Annotated in this window: 17 protein-coding genes; all 17 read left to right on the plus strand. The window is 74.0% G+C overall.

Annotation, left to right across the window (positions count from 1 at the left end):
* The first annotated feature begins 13 nt into the window (after positions 1-13).
* The 17 genes from ACFVHB_RS10405 to ACFVHB_RS10485 all read left to right on the plus strand — a co-directional run bounded on the left by ACFVHB_RS10405 (position 14) and on the right by ACFVHB_RS10485 (position 16,350).
* Complete coding sequence (locus ACFVHB_RS10405; RefSeq protein ID WP_380318193.1) at positions 14-586, plus strand: DUF4913 domain-containing protein; 573 nt, start codon at positions 14-16, stop codon at positions 584-586.
* Positions 587-604: 18 nt separating this feature from the next.
* The gene (locus ACFVHB_RS10410; RefSeq protein ID WP_380318196.1) at positions 605-1,342 is read left to right on the plus strand and encodes a hypothetical protein; all 738 of its coding nucleotides are present in this window, start codon (positions 605-607) and stop codon (positions 1,340-1,342) included.
* Entirely contained in the window at positions 1,339-1,839 is a 501-nt protein-coding gene (locus ACFVHB_RS10415) for a hypothetical protein (protein ID WP_380318199.1), read from the plus strand. The genes ACFVHB_RS10410 and ACFVHB_RS10415 overlap by 4 nt, the downstream gene beginning before the upstream one ends.
* A 45-nt stretch (positions 1,840-1,884) precedes the next feature.
* Complete coding sequence (locus ACFVHB_RS10420) at positions 1,885-2,766, plus strand: winged helix-turn-helix transcriptional regulator (protein ID WP_380318202.1); 882 nt, start codon at positions 1,885-1,887, stop codon at positions 2,764-2,766.
* A gap of 210 nt (positions 2,767-2,976) precedes the next feature.
* On the plus strand, positions 2,977-4,080 hold the full coding sequence (locus tag ACFVHB_RS10425; protein WP_380318205.1) for an MFS transporter: 1,104 nt from the start codon (positions 2,977-2,979) through the stop codon (positions 4,078-4,080).
* A gap of 15 nt (positions 4,081-4,095) precedes the next feature.
* Entirely contained in the window at positions 4,096-4,812 is a 717-nt protein-coding gene (locus ACFVHB_RS10430) for an HAD family hydrolase (RefSeq protein ID WP_380318208.1), read from the plus strand.
* Between the two features lie 74 nt (positions 4,813-4,886).
* The gene (locus tag ACFVHB_RS10435; protein WP_380318211.1) at positions 4,887-5,333 is read left to right on the plus strand and encodes a hypothetical protein; all 447 of its coding nucleotides are present in this window, start codon (positions 4,887-4,889) and stop codon (positions 5,331-5,333) included.
* A complete protein-coding gene (locus tag ACFVHB_RS10440; protein WP_380318214.1) occupies positions 5,227-6,138 on the plus strand; it encodes a hypothetical protein in 912 nt (303 codons plus the stop codon). The genes ACFVHB_RS10435 and ACFVHB_RS10440 overlap by 107 nt, the downstream gene beginning before the upstream one ends.
* A gap of 391 nt (positions 6,139-6,529) precedes the next feature.
* A complete protein-coding gene (locus ACFVHB_RS10445) occupies positions 6,530-7,150 on the plus strand; it encodes a hypothetical protein (RefSeq protein ID WP_380318217.1) in 621 nt (206 codons plus the stop codon).
* A 123-nt stretch (positions 7,151-7,273) separates the two neighbouring features.
* A complete protein-coding gene (locus ACFVHB_RS10450) occupies positions 7,274-7,747 on the plus strand; it encodes a hypothetical protein (RefSeq protein WP_380318220.1) in 474 nt (157 codons plus the stop codon).
* 543 nt (positions 7,748-8,290) lie between these two features.
* On the plus strand, positions 8,291-9,958 hold the full coding sequence (locus ACFVHB_RS10455; RefSeq protein WP_380318222.1) for a DUF317 domain-containing protein: 1,668 nt from the start codon (positions 8,291-8,293) through the stop codon (positions 9,956-9,958).
* Positions 9,959-10,223: 265 nt separating this feature from the next.
* Entirely contained in the window at positions 10,224-11,369 is a 1,146-nt protein-coding gene (locus ACFVHB_RS10460; RefSeq protein ID WP_380318258.1) for an AAA family ATPase, read from the plus strand.
* Positions 11,366-13,168 (plus strand): hypothetical protein, encoded by a 1,803-nt coding sequence (locus ACFVHB_RS10465; protein WP_380318224.1) that lies wholly within the window; start codon positions 11,366-11,368, stop codon positions 13,166-13,168. Before ACFVHB_RS10460 ends, ACFVHB_RS10465 begins: the two co-directional genes overlap by 4 nt.
* Before the next feature lie 295 nt (positions 13,169-13,463).
* Positions 13,464-13,832, plus strand: coding sequence for a DUF317 domain-containing protein (locus ACFVHB_RS10470; RefSeq protein ID WP_380318227.1), 369 nt, complete (start codon positions 13,464-13,466; stop codon positions 13,830-13,832).
* A 64-nt stretch (positions 13,833-13,896) separates the two neighbouring features.
* On the plus strand, positions 13,897-14,583 hold the full coding sequence (locus tag ACFVHB_RS10475; protein ID WP_380318230.1) for a hypothetical protein: 687 nt from the start codon (positions 13,897-13,899) through the stop codon (positions 14,581-14,583).
* Positions 14,580-14,948 (plus strand): hypothetical protein, encoded by a 369-nt coding sequence (locus ACFVHB_RS10480; protein ID WP_380318232.1) that lies wholly within the window; start codon positions 14,580-14,582, stop codon positions 14,946-14,948. Before ACFVHB_RS10475 ends, ACFVHB_RS10480 begins: the two co-directional genes overlap by 4 nt.
* A gap of 352 nt (positions 14,949-15,300) precedes the next feature.
* Positions 15,301-16,350, plus strand: a complete 1,050-nt coding sequence (locus tag ACFVHB_RS10485) for a LacI family DNA-binding transcriptional regulator (RefSeq protein ID WP_380318235.1) — start codon at positions 15,301-15,303, stop codon at positions 16,348-16,350.
* Positions 16,351-16,415: the final 65 nt, after the last annotated feature.

Here is a 16,415-nt window from a genome sequence, read left to right on the forward strand (position 1 = left end):
GGCACCCGCCCCTTTGACCACCCCCGAGCCCGACCCGACGCCCGTGCCGGACGGCTACACCAACGCCCAGATCGACGTGCTGACCGCGAAGCTGTCCGCTCTCGCGGCGGGATTCGACCTGCAGGCCGAGCAGCTGGCCAGCATGACCACCGCCCTCGACCCCGAGGACGGCGACGATCCGGACGTCCCCGGCGGCGAGCCGCTGTTCATCCTCGCCTTCGACGACCCGCAGTACGACCAGGAACTGGAGCTGATGACCCCGTGGGTAGACGAGATCTGGACCAAGATCTACGGGCCCGAGACCACCGCCGGCAGGCCGTGGTGCCCCCGGTGGAAGGAGCACCCGGAGGCGGTCGCGCGACTTCACGCCCTCTGGCTGGCGTGGCAGGCCGCCCTCGACCCCGAGTCGGGTGCTGCCGGCCCCAGTTCGTGGCAGCGCGACCACCTGGAGCCCGCGCTGATGAAGCTCCGCAGCGCGGACGGTCCGTTCGCCGCCTGCACCAGCAGCGGTGGCCACATCAGCCACCGCGTGCTGCCGCACCCCTCGCTCACCGACACCACCCCTGCCGCGCACCCCCTCACCTGACCGAAAGAGCCGAGACCCTTGCCCGACTTCAACCTGCCCGGCTGGCGTCCCGCGGACGCCGCCTCCGCCGAGGCCCAGGTGCAGTTCCTCGCCGCGGAGGATGCGTACGAGCTGCTGACCGAGGTGAACCACGACCGCGACGGCAGGTCGGACGAATTCCTCCTCTTCGAGGACCTCTCCGGCTACTCCGCGGTCGCCGCGCACCTGCACTACGGCGAGGACGGCAAGACGTTCACCCTCGCCACCGCGACCCTGCCCACCTTCGTCCTCGCCGCGGCCTGGCTCGTCCAGCGCGGTGCCGAGAGCGACGCCTTCCTCGATCGGTCCGGCCACCCCGGCGCCCCGGCCGACGCCCGCAGTGCCTCCGCCGCCGCCCGCCTGCTGGAGTCCGGCTCGCGCTACCGACTCGTCGACCACGGCGCCGAGCCCGGCGAGACCTGGGCGATGCTGCGCGACGGGAGCGCCGCCGGAGCCGAGCGGCCCTTCCTGCTGCATCTGGAGACCGTCGACCCGGACCGCGGGTACACGCTGCGCGACGGCTCCTTCAGTTCGCCGCAGGAGGCCCAGCAGTGGCTGGAGAACCGGCGCACGCCCCTGCCTCCGGTCGCCGACGGGGACGTGGCCGTCGTGGTCAGCCCGCAGGCCAACGCCGCGCGGAGCCGCACAGCAACCGGCCAGCGCCGGACGGCCGCTGCGGAACCCGCGCCCGCCATCACCGCAGCGGCGGCGACCACTGCTCGCAGGGCCGTGCGGTGACCACGTCCACCCGGCCGCTGGCGGGTTTCAGCGCCCACCCCGAGGCCCTGGACGACCTGCTGTCCGTACCGCAGCACGTGCGGATGCTCGCCTTGGGCTACCTCGGCCGGCTGGTGCGGGCCGAGATCCGCGGCCCCCTCCTCGAAGAGCAGGGCGAACGCGACCTGCGGGGCGCCAGGAAGCTGTACCTGGATGACGCGCTGGACTACCGGCTCGTCTACGTCGAGCGCCGCGCACTCCACAACCCGCGCCACCTGCAGGGCATCCACCTGGTCGCCGTCGGCGAGCGTCGGCAGGTCGCGGTCTACGAGACCGCGGCCCACCGCCTGCGGCAGGCCGCCAGCCAGGAGGTACGGCGCGGGATGCCGGCCCGCTTCCAGGCCGCCCTCGCCTCCTCCACCCGGACCACCCCGGCCCAGTCCGCCGCCACCTCGCCCCCCGCACCGGCCGGGGTGTCGCCGGCCGTGGTCCTCTCCCCGGCCACTCGCCAGCGCTGACATCGCCCAACTGCCCAACCGCACGCCTGAATCGGAGATCAACCAGTGTCGACCGCCACCGCCACCACGCCCGCCACGTCGCAGTCCTCCACCAGCGCCGTCCAGCGGGCCGCCGAGGTCCTCTCCATCCGGTGGGCCACCCGCATCGTCCACGCGCTGCGGCAGGGCATGGCGAACAGCGGCGACCTCCTGGCGGCCGACCCGGTCATCCCGGTGAGCAGCGCGTACTCCGTCCTCCGTGCACTCGCCGGGGCCGACGTCATCACACGGACCCCGACCGGCGGCGCGTCCCGGTTCGACCTCGCGCTGTCTCCCAAGGGTCAGGCGCTGGCGCCCGTGCACGCCTCCGCCCTCGCCTGGGCCCAGCGCTACCCCCGTCCGGATGTGGAGTCCGAGCAGGCGCCCGAGATGATCGAGGAGACGCTGGGCCTGCTGGCCAGCTCCCACACCGTCCCCCTGCTGAGCGAACTGGCGGGCAGCGCACCGATGCCCTACCCGCAGCTGGTCACCTCCCTGAACGCCCGCGACAAGGCCGCGGCCTACCAGCGGCTGCTCGCCCTGGAGGAGCGCGGCCTCGTGGCCCGCAGCGGCACCCGCGGCACCTACCGGTGGAGCGCCACCGAGGCGGGACTCGCGATCGGCCGGGTGTACGGCGACCTGTCGGCCTGGGCCTCCGGCACCCACGCCCCGGCCGCCCCGGCCAGGCCCGGCACGGCGTTGGCCGCCGCCGGCACCAGGGCCGTCGTCGTGCAGAGCCCCGCGCAGGACGACCTGTTCTCCTCGCCGCAGAGCGCCGAACGGCCGGTGAACGCTCGGGCGGGGGCTGCCGACCTGCGCAGCATCACCCTTCACATCTCCTTCTCGCACGCCCCGGTTCCGCAGCCGCCCGCCCCGCTGCTCGTTGCCGCCTCGGCGCACCGCCGCTGACCAACCCCGCCCGACCCGCGATCCCACCCGAGGTCCATGATCACGCCTTCCCCGCCCTCCGTCCCTACGAGCAGTACACCCACCCCGGCCACCGGCCCAACGCCGGATGCCGACGCCCCCCGGCCGACGCTCCCGGCAGATTCCAGCCGGACGGATGGGAGGTCGATCCTGCGGACCCCGCACGTCGCGCCGCTGCTGGCGGGCACTCTGGTGGGCCGTCTGCCGGCGGCGATGGCCCCGATCGCCGTCCTCCTGGCCGCCCGTGCCGATCACGCCTCCACCGCAGTCGGCGCCGTCCTGGCCGCGTTGTACGCACTGGCCGGGGCGGTCGGCCAGCCGCTGCTCGGCCGGGTGGTCGACCGCTCCACCCTGGCCACCGTCGCCCTCCCCGCCGCGGCGATCTCGGGTGGCGCGTTCACCGCGCTGGCCGTCGTGGACTGCGCCGCGCAGCCACTGGTCGCCGGCGTGCTGTCGGCCGTCGCGGGTGCGGCCACCCCTCCGTTGGAGGCTGGCTTGCGGGCGATGTGGACCCGGTTAGTCGAACCGCGTCACCACCACAAGGTCTTCGCCCTCGACTCCGCCTCCCAGGAGGTGGTGTTCGTCGCCGGACCGCTGCTGACCACCGCCGTGTGCCTGCTCGCCTCGCCGGACCTGGCGCTGGTCGCCTGCGCAGTGGCCGGCAGCGCGGGCACCCTGGCCGTCGCCGCCCGCCCTCCGGCCCGCTTCCGGTCCACGGCACGCGCGGTCCACTGGCTCGGGCCGCTGCACTCCACCGGCCTGCTCGTGCTGCTCGCAGCCTCGGTGTTCTTCGGGGTGACGCTTGGCTCCTTCACCGTCCTGGCCCTGTCCTACGCCGACCGGCACCACGAAGGGTGGCTCGCCGGTGTACTGCCGGCCGCGCTGTCGCTGGGCAGTCTCCTCGGCGGCACGGCGTGGGCCAAGCTCAAGCGGCCGTGGCCACCCGGCCGGGCCCTGCCCGTGGTCGGTGGCGCGTACGCCGCCGCCTTTGCCGTCCTGCTGCTGCCCGCACCGCCGTGGCTGATGATCACGGCGAGTGTCCTGCCGGGGATGTTCCTCGCCCCGTGGCTGGCCTGTGCCTTCGTTGCCTGCGACGCCCTGGCTCCCCGCGGCACCGCTACCGAAGCCGCCGCCTGGCTGATCGCGGTGATCGGTCTCGGCCAGGCCGCGGGCACCGCCGTCGCCGGCCAGTTCTCCGCGTACGGCCACACCGCCACGGCCGCCGTCCCCTTGCTCGGCGCCGCGCTGGCCGCTGCCGCACTCGTTGCGGGACGCCGCCCGCTCTCGCTTCCCTGATCTACCCCTTTCTTCTTGGAGCTGGACTTCTTGCCCAACCGCACCACCAAGGCCAAGCCCGCGCCGATCACCATCGTCTGGGACTGGAACGGGACACTTCGGGCCGACCTGGACGATCACGTCGCGGCCCTGAACGCGACCCTGCCCGGTCTGGGCGGTGAGCCGATCAGCGTGGAGACCTACCAGGCGCTGCACCGGATGCCCATCCGCGACTTCTACGCCGACCTGCTCGGCCGCCAGCTGGGCGACGAGGAGTGGCACGCCGCCGATGACGCCTTCCTCGCCGAACTCGCCCGCCGGCCGGTCCGGCTCCAGCAGGGCGCCCGGCAGCTGATGATGGGCCTGCGCGCCCGGGGCGTGCGGCAGAGCCTGCTGTCGCTGGCCCCGCACGAGCGGCTCGTCGGCGAGGTGGCCAAGGCGGGCATCACCGGCCTGCTGGAGCGGGTCGACGGTCGCCCCGGGGCAGCGGTGGCGAGCAAGGCGCCTGCCATGATCGAGCACCTCCGGGCCCTCGAGCCGGGGGTTGACCCGGCCCGAACCCTGGTGATCGGGGACAGCGTCGACGACGCCGCCGCCGCGCACGCCGTCGGCGCCGTCCCGGTGCTGCACACCGCGGGACTGCACGGCGCGGCGCGGCTGGCCACCGCCGGCGTCCCGCTGGTGGACACGATCCGGGACGCCGTCGCCACCGGCATCGCCATCATCACCACCCGGCAACTGGCCGCGGCGTGAGCGCGGACAGTGGACGCCCCATCGCCCCGTGGAGGCCCCGGGTACCCGGCAACACCGACCTCGACAACCGGCTCGTGTGGTCCGCGCTACAGGTCGAGCAACCCCGCGACCTGCCCGGGCTTCGCATCGGCGCACCGCCGCTCACCGTGCCGGTTCCGGACCGGCTGCGCGCCGGGCCGAGCGCCGAGGAGGACCTCGCCCGTCCGATGACGGCTGCGGCCCGCGCCCAGCTGCCCGACCAGCTCTCCGCTCTCGTGCAGCAGGAACTGCTGGAGCGCCTGCCGGACGGCACTCTGCAGGCGACGGCGGCCGGCAGCCGGCTCGCCGAGGTCCACGACACCCTCTCCGACTGGTATGGACAGCACCTGGCCCCCGCCGTGCCCCCGGCCCCCTCCGAACCGCACCGCCGGGCCGGTGCGCTCGCCGGCCCGGCACGGGCGGCAGGCGAAGAACCCACCCCGCCCCGTATCGCTCCAACTGCCCCGCCCGCCGCCGGGTACCGTCCCGGCCTGCGGCGTTGATCACAAGGACTGCCCCATCACCACAACTCTCGGCACGGCTGGCTTCGACGTCGACGCCCTCGACCCCGTCACCGCCCAGGACGAGTCGGCGCACGAGCGGCTCTCGCTCGACCTCGACATGCTCACCCTGCTGGCCGTCCAGCACGACGTGAACCCGCACACCGAGCTGCTGACGGACAGCTACTTCCTCCTCCACGACGGCACCATGACCTGGGACATCCCCGGATCCGCGCAGTACGCCGCCGTCCACGTCCAACGCGACCTCAGCGCGGGCAGCTACCGCTTCGACTACAGCCGCCACGCCATCGCCGCTCTCGCCCAGAACTGGCTCGCCGCCCGCGGCGCGGACCCAGCCCTCATCGTCCCCGCCGTCGAAGGCCAGCCGGAGGGCGACGCGGAAACCCGGGAGCTGGAGGAGTTCCTGGCCTGCTCCGGGGCCCGCTTTGAGGTCGTCGTGGACTACACGTACGACCAGCCGGACTTCTACAAGACCTGGATCATCGCCCGGGACACCGCTCCCGAGCCTGGCTGGCTGCCCGTCCGCGTGCTCCTTGAGGAGGTCGACCTGGAGGCCGGCTGCTACACCCTGCGCCAGGGCGGCTTCGCCACGGTCGACGCCGCGCAGACGTGGGTCGAGCGGGTGGGAGACCCGGACGATCCGCTGCCGCCGCTGACCGCGGCGCCCAGCGCCCGCGCCGCCGGCGCCGTGGCCCAGAGCTCGGTCGCGGTTACCCTCTCGGCCCCGAACTCCGCACCGGTACCCGCTACGGCCGAGGGCCGCCCCGCCCGACCGCAGCGCCGCTGACGCCCCCGGGAGTTGGTCGTGGTCCCGCGTCCGCTCCGTCAGGGCCGCTATCTGATCGCGCCCCTGGTCCCGCCCGGCACGGACCCGGGGACGGTGGAGGACCTGACGCCGTTCGGCGTCACCGTAAGCGGGTCACCGGCCCGGGCGGCCGAGACGGTCCGCCGCCGGCTCCTGCCCCGTCTCGACTACGCGCTGCTGCTGGCCGAGGAACGTGGGGTCTACCCCGGTCCGCCGGCCGACGACGGGCACCGCCGGGTCCGCGCGGCCACTGCCCGGACGATCCTGTCGGCAGGCTCCCCGCCGGTGGTCGTCTACTCCGCTGGGTCCCTGCGCCCGGCCACCCCGATTTCGGGCCGAGGCCGAGTCCCGGCCCCCTGACCGAACGAGATTCGTGCCCACTGCTTCCATTGCACCCACCAACCCGCTCCTCGCCGTCCGGCCCGTCCACCTCGCCGGGCCCGGCGACACCGACCTGCCGTCCCTCCTCACCGCCGAGCACGGCTGGTTCCGCCCCTACACCGCGCCCGCCCACGTGGTCCTCGTGAGCGACACCAACGGCATCGCGCTCTCCAACGGATCGGGCCCGGCCCCTCTGTCCCTGACCGGGATCGGCTGGTCGGTCGGCTTCTGCCACCAGGTGCCAGCGGAGATCGCCCGGGCCCTGCTCGACGAGGCTGCCACCGGCACCCGCCACACCCCAGGCCTCCTCACGGGCACCGGCCGCCTCGTCGGCCACCACGCCCGCGCGGCACTGCTCGCGGCCGGCTGGTCCGGACACCACCGGGATGGATACGAGCTAGTCTCCGCCCCGGACCGACGCGCCGCCCTCTCCTTCCCGCTGGAGGCGCCCGGCAGCGAGGTGATGCTGACCGGCGCCGCCGACACCGGCACCTGGACCGTCCGGTTCACCACGATGGCCCCCGAGCTGCTGCTGACCGCCGCGACCCTTGCCCTCCTAGGCCCGGCCGTCCCCGGGCAGACCAGCTGCCGACCCGGCACCGGAACCTGCTGACCACCCAGCCCCTCACCGAACAGCTGCCGCGCACCGGGCGCTCCGGCGCCGCCCGGGCCAGGAGCGCAGGTGCCCGGCCGGTGCCCGCCACGCCGCAGTCCGCCAGTCGGCCACGCACCGTCAGTGCCGCATCCGCGCCGGCCTCGCGGCGCCGCCCGTCCTGAAACCTCGCCCCTGCGCTCCTGGAGACCCCTGAGCACCACCGCCCCCGACCCCGACGCCCTGGTCGCCGTCAGCCCGCTGGAACTCGCCGGCCCCGGCACCGCACCGTTCGACCTCCTGCACCACCTCACCTCCGAGTACCAGTGGCGTATCGCTGCCGACGGCGAGAACCCGCAGTTGGAGAGCCCCTGCCGACGGCTGCGCCTGCAGCACGGAACCTTCCTGTCCGGCAACCACCTGCTGGCCGACAACTGGATGCTCACGGCGCGCGAGGCACCGGACACCGAGTGGGTGTGGTGGGCGTCGTTCGCGCCGCTGCGGGCACCACGGTGCCGGCGGGCCGCCCGGGCTCCGCTCCCCGACCCCCAAGCCCCCCGCAGCGGTGAGACCCCCAGACCCCGCGCCGCCGAGTCCCACGCCCCGGAACACGGCTGACACCGGCCGCCCAAGCCCTCCAACCCCCGAACCGAACAACACGGAGAAATCCTGACCTCGCATCCTCTCGACTCCGTCGCCAACGTCAATGGGCCCTCGCCCGTCCACGAGGCGGCGACGCCAGCAGAGCGCACCGCCCAACCGTTCGCGCCGATCCGGCACACCAACACCGGCGAGATCACCACCACCGGATACAACGCCGCCGCCCGGCGGATCCTGCTCCGGGCCGGCTTCGAGGAGGCTCCTGACTGCGCCTGCCCAGCGACGGAACCGCCGGCCAACCGGTGAGCACCGACGGTACGCCCCTGTCTGGCACGCCCACTCCCACCGGCGACAAGACCTCCCGCGCCGAGGCCGCCCGCGCCACCCCGGCCCAGCCGGGGGCCCGGGGCACGGGCGAACCGGCCCAAGCAAGTTCCGCGGGCGGACCGACCGCACCGCCACAGTCCCGGTGATCCTCCCGTCCCTGTCCCTCCGACGGCTGTCCCCCGCGTCACCGGCAGGGGCACCCGGACCGTCTTCGAACCCACCAGCAGCCTCACCGTGATCGCTGGTGCCCCTGCGCTGCTGGAGACCCCCCTGAGCACCACCGACCATAACCACGCCGATCTGGTCGCCGTCCGCCCATTGGAACTCGCCGGCACCGGGACTCCACCTTGCGACCTGGGCGACCACCTCATCACCGCGTACGGGTGGCAGCACGATCCGGACAGCACCCCCGAGGAACCCCTGCTCGTCAGCCCCTGCCGCCGCATGGCCCTGGAGCACGGCGACTTCCCCCTCGGCCGCCTCATCCTCCAGAACTACTGGAAGCTCGCCGCTTACGACCGCGGGGAGCCGGACGCCACGGAACTCTGGTGCGCGTGGTTCAGCCCCAGGACGCCCTACGAACTCACCCACGGCCTCGTCCTGGACGCCGCCGGCCGGCTCGACAGCGACCCGGCGTCCGTCCTGGCCGACCGGAGGGCCGGTGATGACATCGCGCGGATCCTCTCCGGCGCCGGATGGACGGTCAAGCAGGGGCCCTGGCGCACGCGCATCCAATCGCCCGCCGGCGCCACCGCCCTGCTGCACCATCCGGAGCTCCCCGAGCGCGCCCTCGCCTTCCGCATGAGCAACACCAGCTCCGAGCTGGCATGGGACGTCATCACCTCGCCGTGGGCTCCCGAGGCGGTCCTGCGTACGGCTGGGGCGATGCTGGCCTCCGATGTGGCGCTGCGCCGCCGCAGCGAGATCCCCGCCCACCACCTGGCCCGGGTCACGATCGAACCCGCTGCCTCCGCCACCTTGCCGCGGTGGCGCCCTCTGCTGGCGGCCCCGGCCCTCCCGACCGACCTGGAGAACCCACTGCCGACCACCCCTGCCCCGACCACCGTCGAACCGCCGCACGGAACCGGCCCCGAACCGGCCCTGGTCACCGTGACCCCCCGCCACTACGCCGGCCCCGGCCGGGGCGGTGCCGAGCAGATCCAGGCGCATCTCGCCTCCCTGGGCTGGACGTTGGGCAATACGTCGATGACCAGCCCGTGCGGCAGGCTCGGCGTCGCCTGGCCCGACGGCATCAACGACCGGACACGACGGAGCGCCGCCTGGCGGATCTGGGGCGCCCAGCACCGGGGGGCAAGCGTCGCCTGGCGCATCACCAGCGGCGATCTGGTCCCGCCCGAGCTGATCGCAGGCGTCGTCGACGAGGCACTCGCCGTGCTGGACGAGGCCGGATCGGACTCGCGGAATCCCTTCCAAGACGGCGTCCTCGGCCTCGGCTTCCTGCCCTTGGCCGAGGCCGGATGGAAGAGCGCTGTCGAGCCCCGCGGCTCCGTCACCTTCCACTCGCCCGACGGCTACGTCGCCGCCCACTGCGACGTCCCGACGGCTCTCCACGACCTGCGCGGCCAACCCGCTGCCCGCATCACGTGCCACCGGGTGCTCGGCCACTGGATAGCGGAGATCAGCGCGAACACCCCCTCCCGCCTCGCCGCCGCCCTCTGCCGCGACCTCGCCTCCCCGGAACCCCTGCTGCGCAGCACCACCGGCCTCCACCTCGACGCGACCGACCGGAAGGTCGCCATCGTCACCCAGATCACCGCCGAAGGCCGGGCCACCCCGTCGGAGCGGCGGGCCGCCGCCCTCTCCGGCAGCGCGCCGGCGTCGGCTGCACCCAGCTCCCCGGCCACCACCGCCCCAACTCCCACGAAGAGGCTCGCCCGCTGATCACCGACCGCACCCGCTCAAGGCGCTCGGGGGCGTGCCCCCGAACACCGGTGCTTCCTGCCTGCGTGAGCGGACGGTCCCGGTGTACCCCCTTGCCGGGCCGGTCGCCGACGTCGGCACGGGCCGTGGTCCGCTCCGAGAGCGGCCCGCCTGTCCAACACATTGCCAACTCCGCACGCGAACCCGTTGGAGGATCTTCGCTTTGACCATCCCAGGACCGCCCACCACTTCACCACGCACCAAGGGCGGCGAACTACGAGCCAAGGTGGCCCAGTTGCTGGTCGACCAGCCGGCGGACACGCTCACCATCGGGGACATGGCCCGGCGGCTGGGCCACTCCCACGGTGCTGTCCGCAACGCCGCCCTCACCCTGGTGCGGCGTGGCGAGGCCGACCAGCTCGGCACCGGACAGCCGCAGGTCCGCGCGAACGGGAAGACCGCCGCAGCCGCGGCAGTCGCGGTGATCAGTCCACCGGGCACCCACTCTCCCCGCGCCCAGGCGGCCACGGCCCGCTCGACCGCTCCCGCAGCGAACACGCCCAAGCAGACCGGCCCGATCCGCCGCGCGGGTGGCCAGCTCTACCACCCCCGGGAGCTGGCCGACCTGCCCGACGTCGAGGCGCTGGCTCGTCTACGCGATGCCGACGTACCGGTGCTGCTCTACGGTCCCCCGGGCACCGGCAAGACGAGTCTGGTCGAGGCCGCGTTCCCCGAGCTGCTCACCGTCGCCGGCGACGGCGACACCACGGTCGGCGACCTGATCGGCGAGTACACGCAGGACGACGCGGGAGCCTATGTCTTCCAGTACGGTCCGCTGGTCACCGCCATGACCGAGGGCCGCGCCCTGCTGATCGACGACGCCACCCTGATCTCGCCGAAGGTGCTGGCCGCGCTCTACCCGGCGATGGACGGGCGCCGCCAGGTCCAGGTCAAGGCCCACAAGGGCGAGACCATCAAGGCCGAGCCGGGCTTCTACGTGGTGGCGGGCCACAATCCGGGCGTGCACGGCGCCGTTCTGACGGAGGCGCTGTCGTCCCGGTTCAGCGTGCAGATCCAGGTTGGCACGGATTATGACCTGGCCTTGGCGCTGCGGATCGATGCCCGGGTGGTCCGGGTCGCCCGAAACCTCGCCAAGCAGGTCGAACTCGGAGAGCTGGGCTGGGCACCGCAGCTGCGGGAGCTGCTCAGTTACCAGAAGGCGGAGGCCGTCCTCGGCACCAAGGCGGCGCTCGCGAACCTGGTCGGCATCGCGCCCATCGAGGACCGCGACGCCGTCGCCGCCGCCGTCGCCAAGGCCACTGGCGTCAAGCAGGTCGCTCCCCTCACTCTGGGCGCGCAGCTCTCCGCCGCGACGGCCGCCCGGCAGCACCCGGGCAGCACCGGCTCCGCGCACCGGGGGCCCTCACGATGAGCGCCCACCACCACGTCCAGTCCTCCGCCACCGCGCCCGATGACGACGCCGACCTCGCGCGCTGGGACGACGACGGCGCCCCGCCCGCACAGCCCCGGTCCTCCCCGGCCGCGTGGCTGCGCGTGGGAGCCGAGCTCGGCGACCGGCTGGTCGCCCTGTCCGGCCGCCAGGACCTGCTCGTCACCTGCCGCCCCGGCACCCGCAGCGGCGCACCGGCCGCTTATTTCCCCGGCCTGGGGGAGGTCGAGTTCGACGCCGAGCTGTTCGCCCCTCTCCAGGCCCACGAAGTCCATCCGCGGATCGTGGGCGACGAGGAGAGGTATCCCGCCGCTTGGGGGGTGTTCGTCCACGAGGCCGCTCATGCCGCCCACTCCGTATGGGAGCAGCCGGCCGGCGCGGACCCCCGCGTCGTCGAGGCCGCGCTCCTGCTGGAGGAGAGCCGTGCCGAAGGCGCCCACCTGACCAGGCGGCCGATGGACCGCACGTACCTGCGCACCAGCGCGCGGACCCTGGTCATGCCCGACATCGCCAACCCGAGTGTCCAGGGCATCGAGCACGCCGCCGGCGTGGCGGCCCTGATCCTCGGCCGCCGTGACGTCGGCATCCTGGACGCCGGCGAGACCCGGGCCGTTGCTGATCTGTGCGAACACGTCTTGGGCGCCGACCTGCTGGCCACCCTCACCGGCATCTGGGCCGCGGCCCATCAGTGCGCCGACCACGACGCCGCGACCATGCTCGCGCACGCTCGGGAGTGGTGCGAGGCTCTGGACGCCGCTGCACCGTCCCTGCCTGCCCCGCCGGAGGACCTCACCGATCTGCTGTCCGGCGCCGTGGTGGTCGTCATGGACCGCATGGCCGCCAACGACGCCGCCGACCTCGCGGCACAGGCCGTCGCGAACAACGCCGTGGCCGCCCGGTCCAGGGCGCAGGCCAAGGACCGCGCCCAGCAGGCCGACCATGGCCGCAAGGCCGCCGCCACCGCTCGGTCCGTCTTCAATCCCCGCGGCACCACCGTCGACCCCGATGGCACACCGGCGCCCTACAGCAACCCCGTCACCGGAACCCGCCGGCCCACCGCCGCCGAGCAGACCGCTGCCGCGAGCCTGAGCCGCGCGCTCCGCGCCGCCGCCTACCGCGAGCGCACCGAGGAGCGGACCACCAGCCCCACCCCGCCCGGCCGCCTCAACATGCGCCAGGCCCTCGCCCGCGACGCCCAACGCGCCGCGGGTTCGATACCCACCGCGGAGCCGTTCACCCACACCCGCCGCCGCCACTCACCCACCCCACCGCTGCGGGCGGGCATCGCCGTCGACGTCTCCGGCTCCATGTCGGCCGCCTGCGGGCCCGTCGCGTCCGCTGCATGGATCGTGGCCCGCGCAGCGGCCATGACAGGCCCCGACTCCCGCACCGCCACCATCGCCTACGACACGAATCTGACCGCATTGACCCGGCCCACCCACCGGGCACCAGAGCGCGTGACGACGTTCGACGCCCGCGGCACCAGCCACAACCTCGGCGACGCCCTCGATGCCCTCGACCACGGCCTCGACCTCAGCCGCCCCGGCGCCGGCCGCCTCCTCGTGATCGTCACCGACGCCAAGTACACCGGCTACGAAACCGCAAACGCTGTCACCCGCATCAAGCGCCTCACCGCCGCCGGCTGCGCCGTACTCCAGCTCACCCTCAGCAAGGAATCCCTCCACCTGCCGGGGACCACCCTGCTCCACCTGCCCCGGCCCTCCAGCGCCCCCGCCGCCATCGCCAAGGCCGCCACCGACGCCATCCGCAAAACACGCTGAGACGCCGATTGAGGCGTTGGGCCTGGTGCGGCAGACCTCGCCACCCGGTTCGCCGGTCTCCCGCTCCGGACGGAGGGCAACCACCCCGCGATCCCCTTCCCCAACCAGGCCGGCGACCCTCCGCCACGCCGCCCCTGCCGACAGAACGCGCCTGTGCCCGGACCAACTCGGTCCGGGCACAGGCGCGTTCGCCTGCGGCAGACGAACCCTCGAACGGACTACGCAAATCGGGGCAGTCCAAGTCAACATGGACGACCTCGCAGCGCCTGCCCGAAGGAGGCCCCCTCTGTCCGTCGTGATCTCCGCCCCCGCCGTCCGTGGTCCCTGGCCCGGCGACGCCATCCCGCACCGCACCTGGCCGCTCGGCGAGGGCAACCCGAACGCCATCAGCGCCTTCCTCTACGAGCACGGCTGGTCGTGGGTGATCGACGCCGAGGGCGGCCTGCACGCCGCGTCGCCGTGCACCCAGGTCTACGTCGGCTACCAGCCGGACAACCGGCACGTCGACACCTGGATCATCGCGCTGCACGGCACATCCCGGCAGCCCGGCTGGCGGGCCACGTTCAACCGGCACACCCCCGCCGAGCTGGTCATCGACCTCCTCACCGCACTGGTCAACCGCTCCACCCCCCGCCCGTCCACCATCGCCTCGCCGGCCTCTTGAAAGGGCTCGCCATTCCCGCACTCCCCGCTTGTCCGCCCGTCGCCGCCTCACTTTCGCCGAATACTTGATCAGCGCCGCCGCCGTGGGCCTCACCTTCCACGCCCTGCTGGTCCGAGAGCAGGCCGCCACCCGCATCGGCCTGCTCCTGATGGCTCTCCAGCTGATCGTCGCGCGGGTCCTGCTCGTACGTGTCCCGGCCGTTGTCGAGCCGTCCGGCCGGATTCCCCGGCAGCGCCCCCCGCACCGCCGACCGGCACCTCCCTCGCATGCCGCCGTGGCCCGGCCCCGGCGGCCCAGTTATCGGCGCGATCCTCGCGTCGAGCACCGCGACCACGGAGGCCCGTTGGAACCCGAGACCCTCGATCTGCGCGGCGACCGCGTCGGCATCGCCCGCGCGTTCGGCACCGCCTATGGCCCCACCAACAGTGCGGGCGAGCGGACCCGCTACCACGTGCCCGCCTACCTCGCCCCATCCGACCGCTACCTGCTGGCCGTCGGCGGCATCGACGGAGCCCCCGGCCGACAGCATCCCGGCGGCCGCTGCGGGTGGAGCACCGCCGATCAGCTCGCCGAACTCGTCGTCGCCCACCTGGTGCGCGCCGACGGCGGAAGCCGGACCGTCTGCCACCACCACATCGTCCCCGGTGCACCGGACCGCCCGTGCCGGGCCTGCCGGATCCGCCCGCCCCGCACCGACTGCTCCTTCTTCTCCCAGTCCCGCTACGCTCCACTTCCCCAGGAGGCTCCGTGACCACCAACCCGAACATCTCCCGCCGCGGCCTGCGCCACGTGGCGGTCGTGTTCATCACGCTCACCGCCCTCTCCGGTGCCATCGCCGTCGCGGCGGGCCTGCGGCACGACGGCGCCTGGGCCGCCGTCGAACTGACCGCGTGCGGCGTATCCGCCCTCGCCCTCTACCGTGTGAGCAGACTGCTCGACGCCGACGCCGACCGCTCGGTGCTCACCGGCCTCGCCTCCGGCCCGGCTCCCGTCGACGAGCTTGCGGCCAGCCTCGGGCGGCGAGTCGCCGTCGTGCGGCTCAGCCTCACCCGGCTGCTGAACTCCGGCCAGGTGCTCACGAGCACGGCGGCTTCCGCCTGCTCGACCGCTAGGTGAGAGCCCTGCGGGGCAACGACGACGGGGCGGGGCCGGGGGGGGTATGCGGGGGGCCCCCGCGGAGGGTCACGCGGTGGAACCCAGACCGGGGCCCGGGGCGGCCCCCCCCCCCCCCCCACGACCGGAAGGGTCCTGCGTTTCCCGGGCCGGTGTCAAGAGATGAAGCGGAATTCCCTTGCAGCCGCTCATGTGTGGGAAGTTGACGCCATTTCCTGAACGCGAACCTGGCGGGATCTCCGCTCGCGATCTAGGGTGGAGCGCTTCCACGTTCTTCGGCCGGACCGACCGGCTTGACGGAACGGCCCGCTCGCGCGGTTACATACGGGAGGCCCCGGCGACAGGCGGGAGACCGATGGCGGCGACGGGAGGAACAGGGCCAGTGAGCGGACGACAGACCGGCAGACCCACGCTGGAGGAGGTCGCGGCGCGGGCCGGAGTCGGCCGCGGCACGGTGTCCCGGGTGATCAACGGCTCGCCCCGGGTCAGCGAGCGGGCGAAGGAGGCGGTCGACCGGGCCATCGCCGAGCTCGGGTACGTCCCCAACCGGGCGGCCCGGGCGCTGGCCGGCAGCCGGACGGACGCCGTCGCCCTGGTCGTCCCCGAGGCCGAGGCCCGGCTCTTCGCCGAGCCCTACTTCCTGGACATCATCCGTGGTGTCAGCGTCGAACTCGGCGAGGCGGACAAGCAGTTGTTGCTCACGCTGATCCGCACCGAGCAGGAGCGGCAGCGCTTCGAGCAGTACCTGGCCGCCCAGCGGGTGGACGGCGTGCTGCTGGTCTCGGTCCACCGCGACGACCCGCTGCCCGACCTGGTGCGCGGCCTGGGCCTGCCCGCGGTGCTCAACGGCCGGCGGTCGGAGCACGAGCCGGTGGCCTACGTCGACTCCGACAACGTCGGCGCGGGGCGTTCGGCGGTCGAGCACCTGGCCGGGCGGGGCCGCCGCCGGATCGCGACCATCACCGGCCCGCTCGACATGGACGCCGCCCGCGGCCGGCTGGCCGGCTACCGCCGGGGGCTCGCCGCCGCCGGCCTGCCCTACGACGAACTGCTCACCGCCGTCGGCGACTTCACCGAGGAGGGCGGCCGTCGGGCGATGGTCGAACTCCTGGACCGCTGCCCGGACCTCGATGCCGTCTTCGCCGCCTCCGACGTCATGGCGGCCGGTGCGCGCGCCGCCCTGCGCGCCCGCGGCCTCGACGTCCCCGGCGTCATCGCCCTGGTCGGCGTGGACGACTCGCCGGTGGCGCGTCACCTGGACCCGCCGCTGACCAGCGTCCGCCAGCCGATCGAGGAGATGGGCCGCACGATGGCCCGCGTCCTGCTGCAGCAGATCGCCGGGGAGGGCGGGGAGCGCTCCCGCCTGGTGCTGCCGACGGAGCTGGTGGTCCGGGAGTCGTCCTGAGCCGGGGGGTGCTCGGACCGCTCCCGCCCGGGCGGGCTCCCGTGGCCGGCCGGCTGGGTGCCGGC

The organism is Kitasatospora sp. NPDC127111 (assembly GCF_042677465.1).
Lineage (GTDB): Bacteria > Actinomycetota > Actinomycetes > Streptomycetales > Streptomycetaceae > Kitasatospora.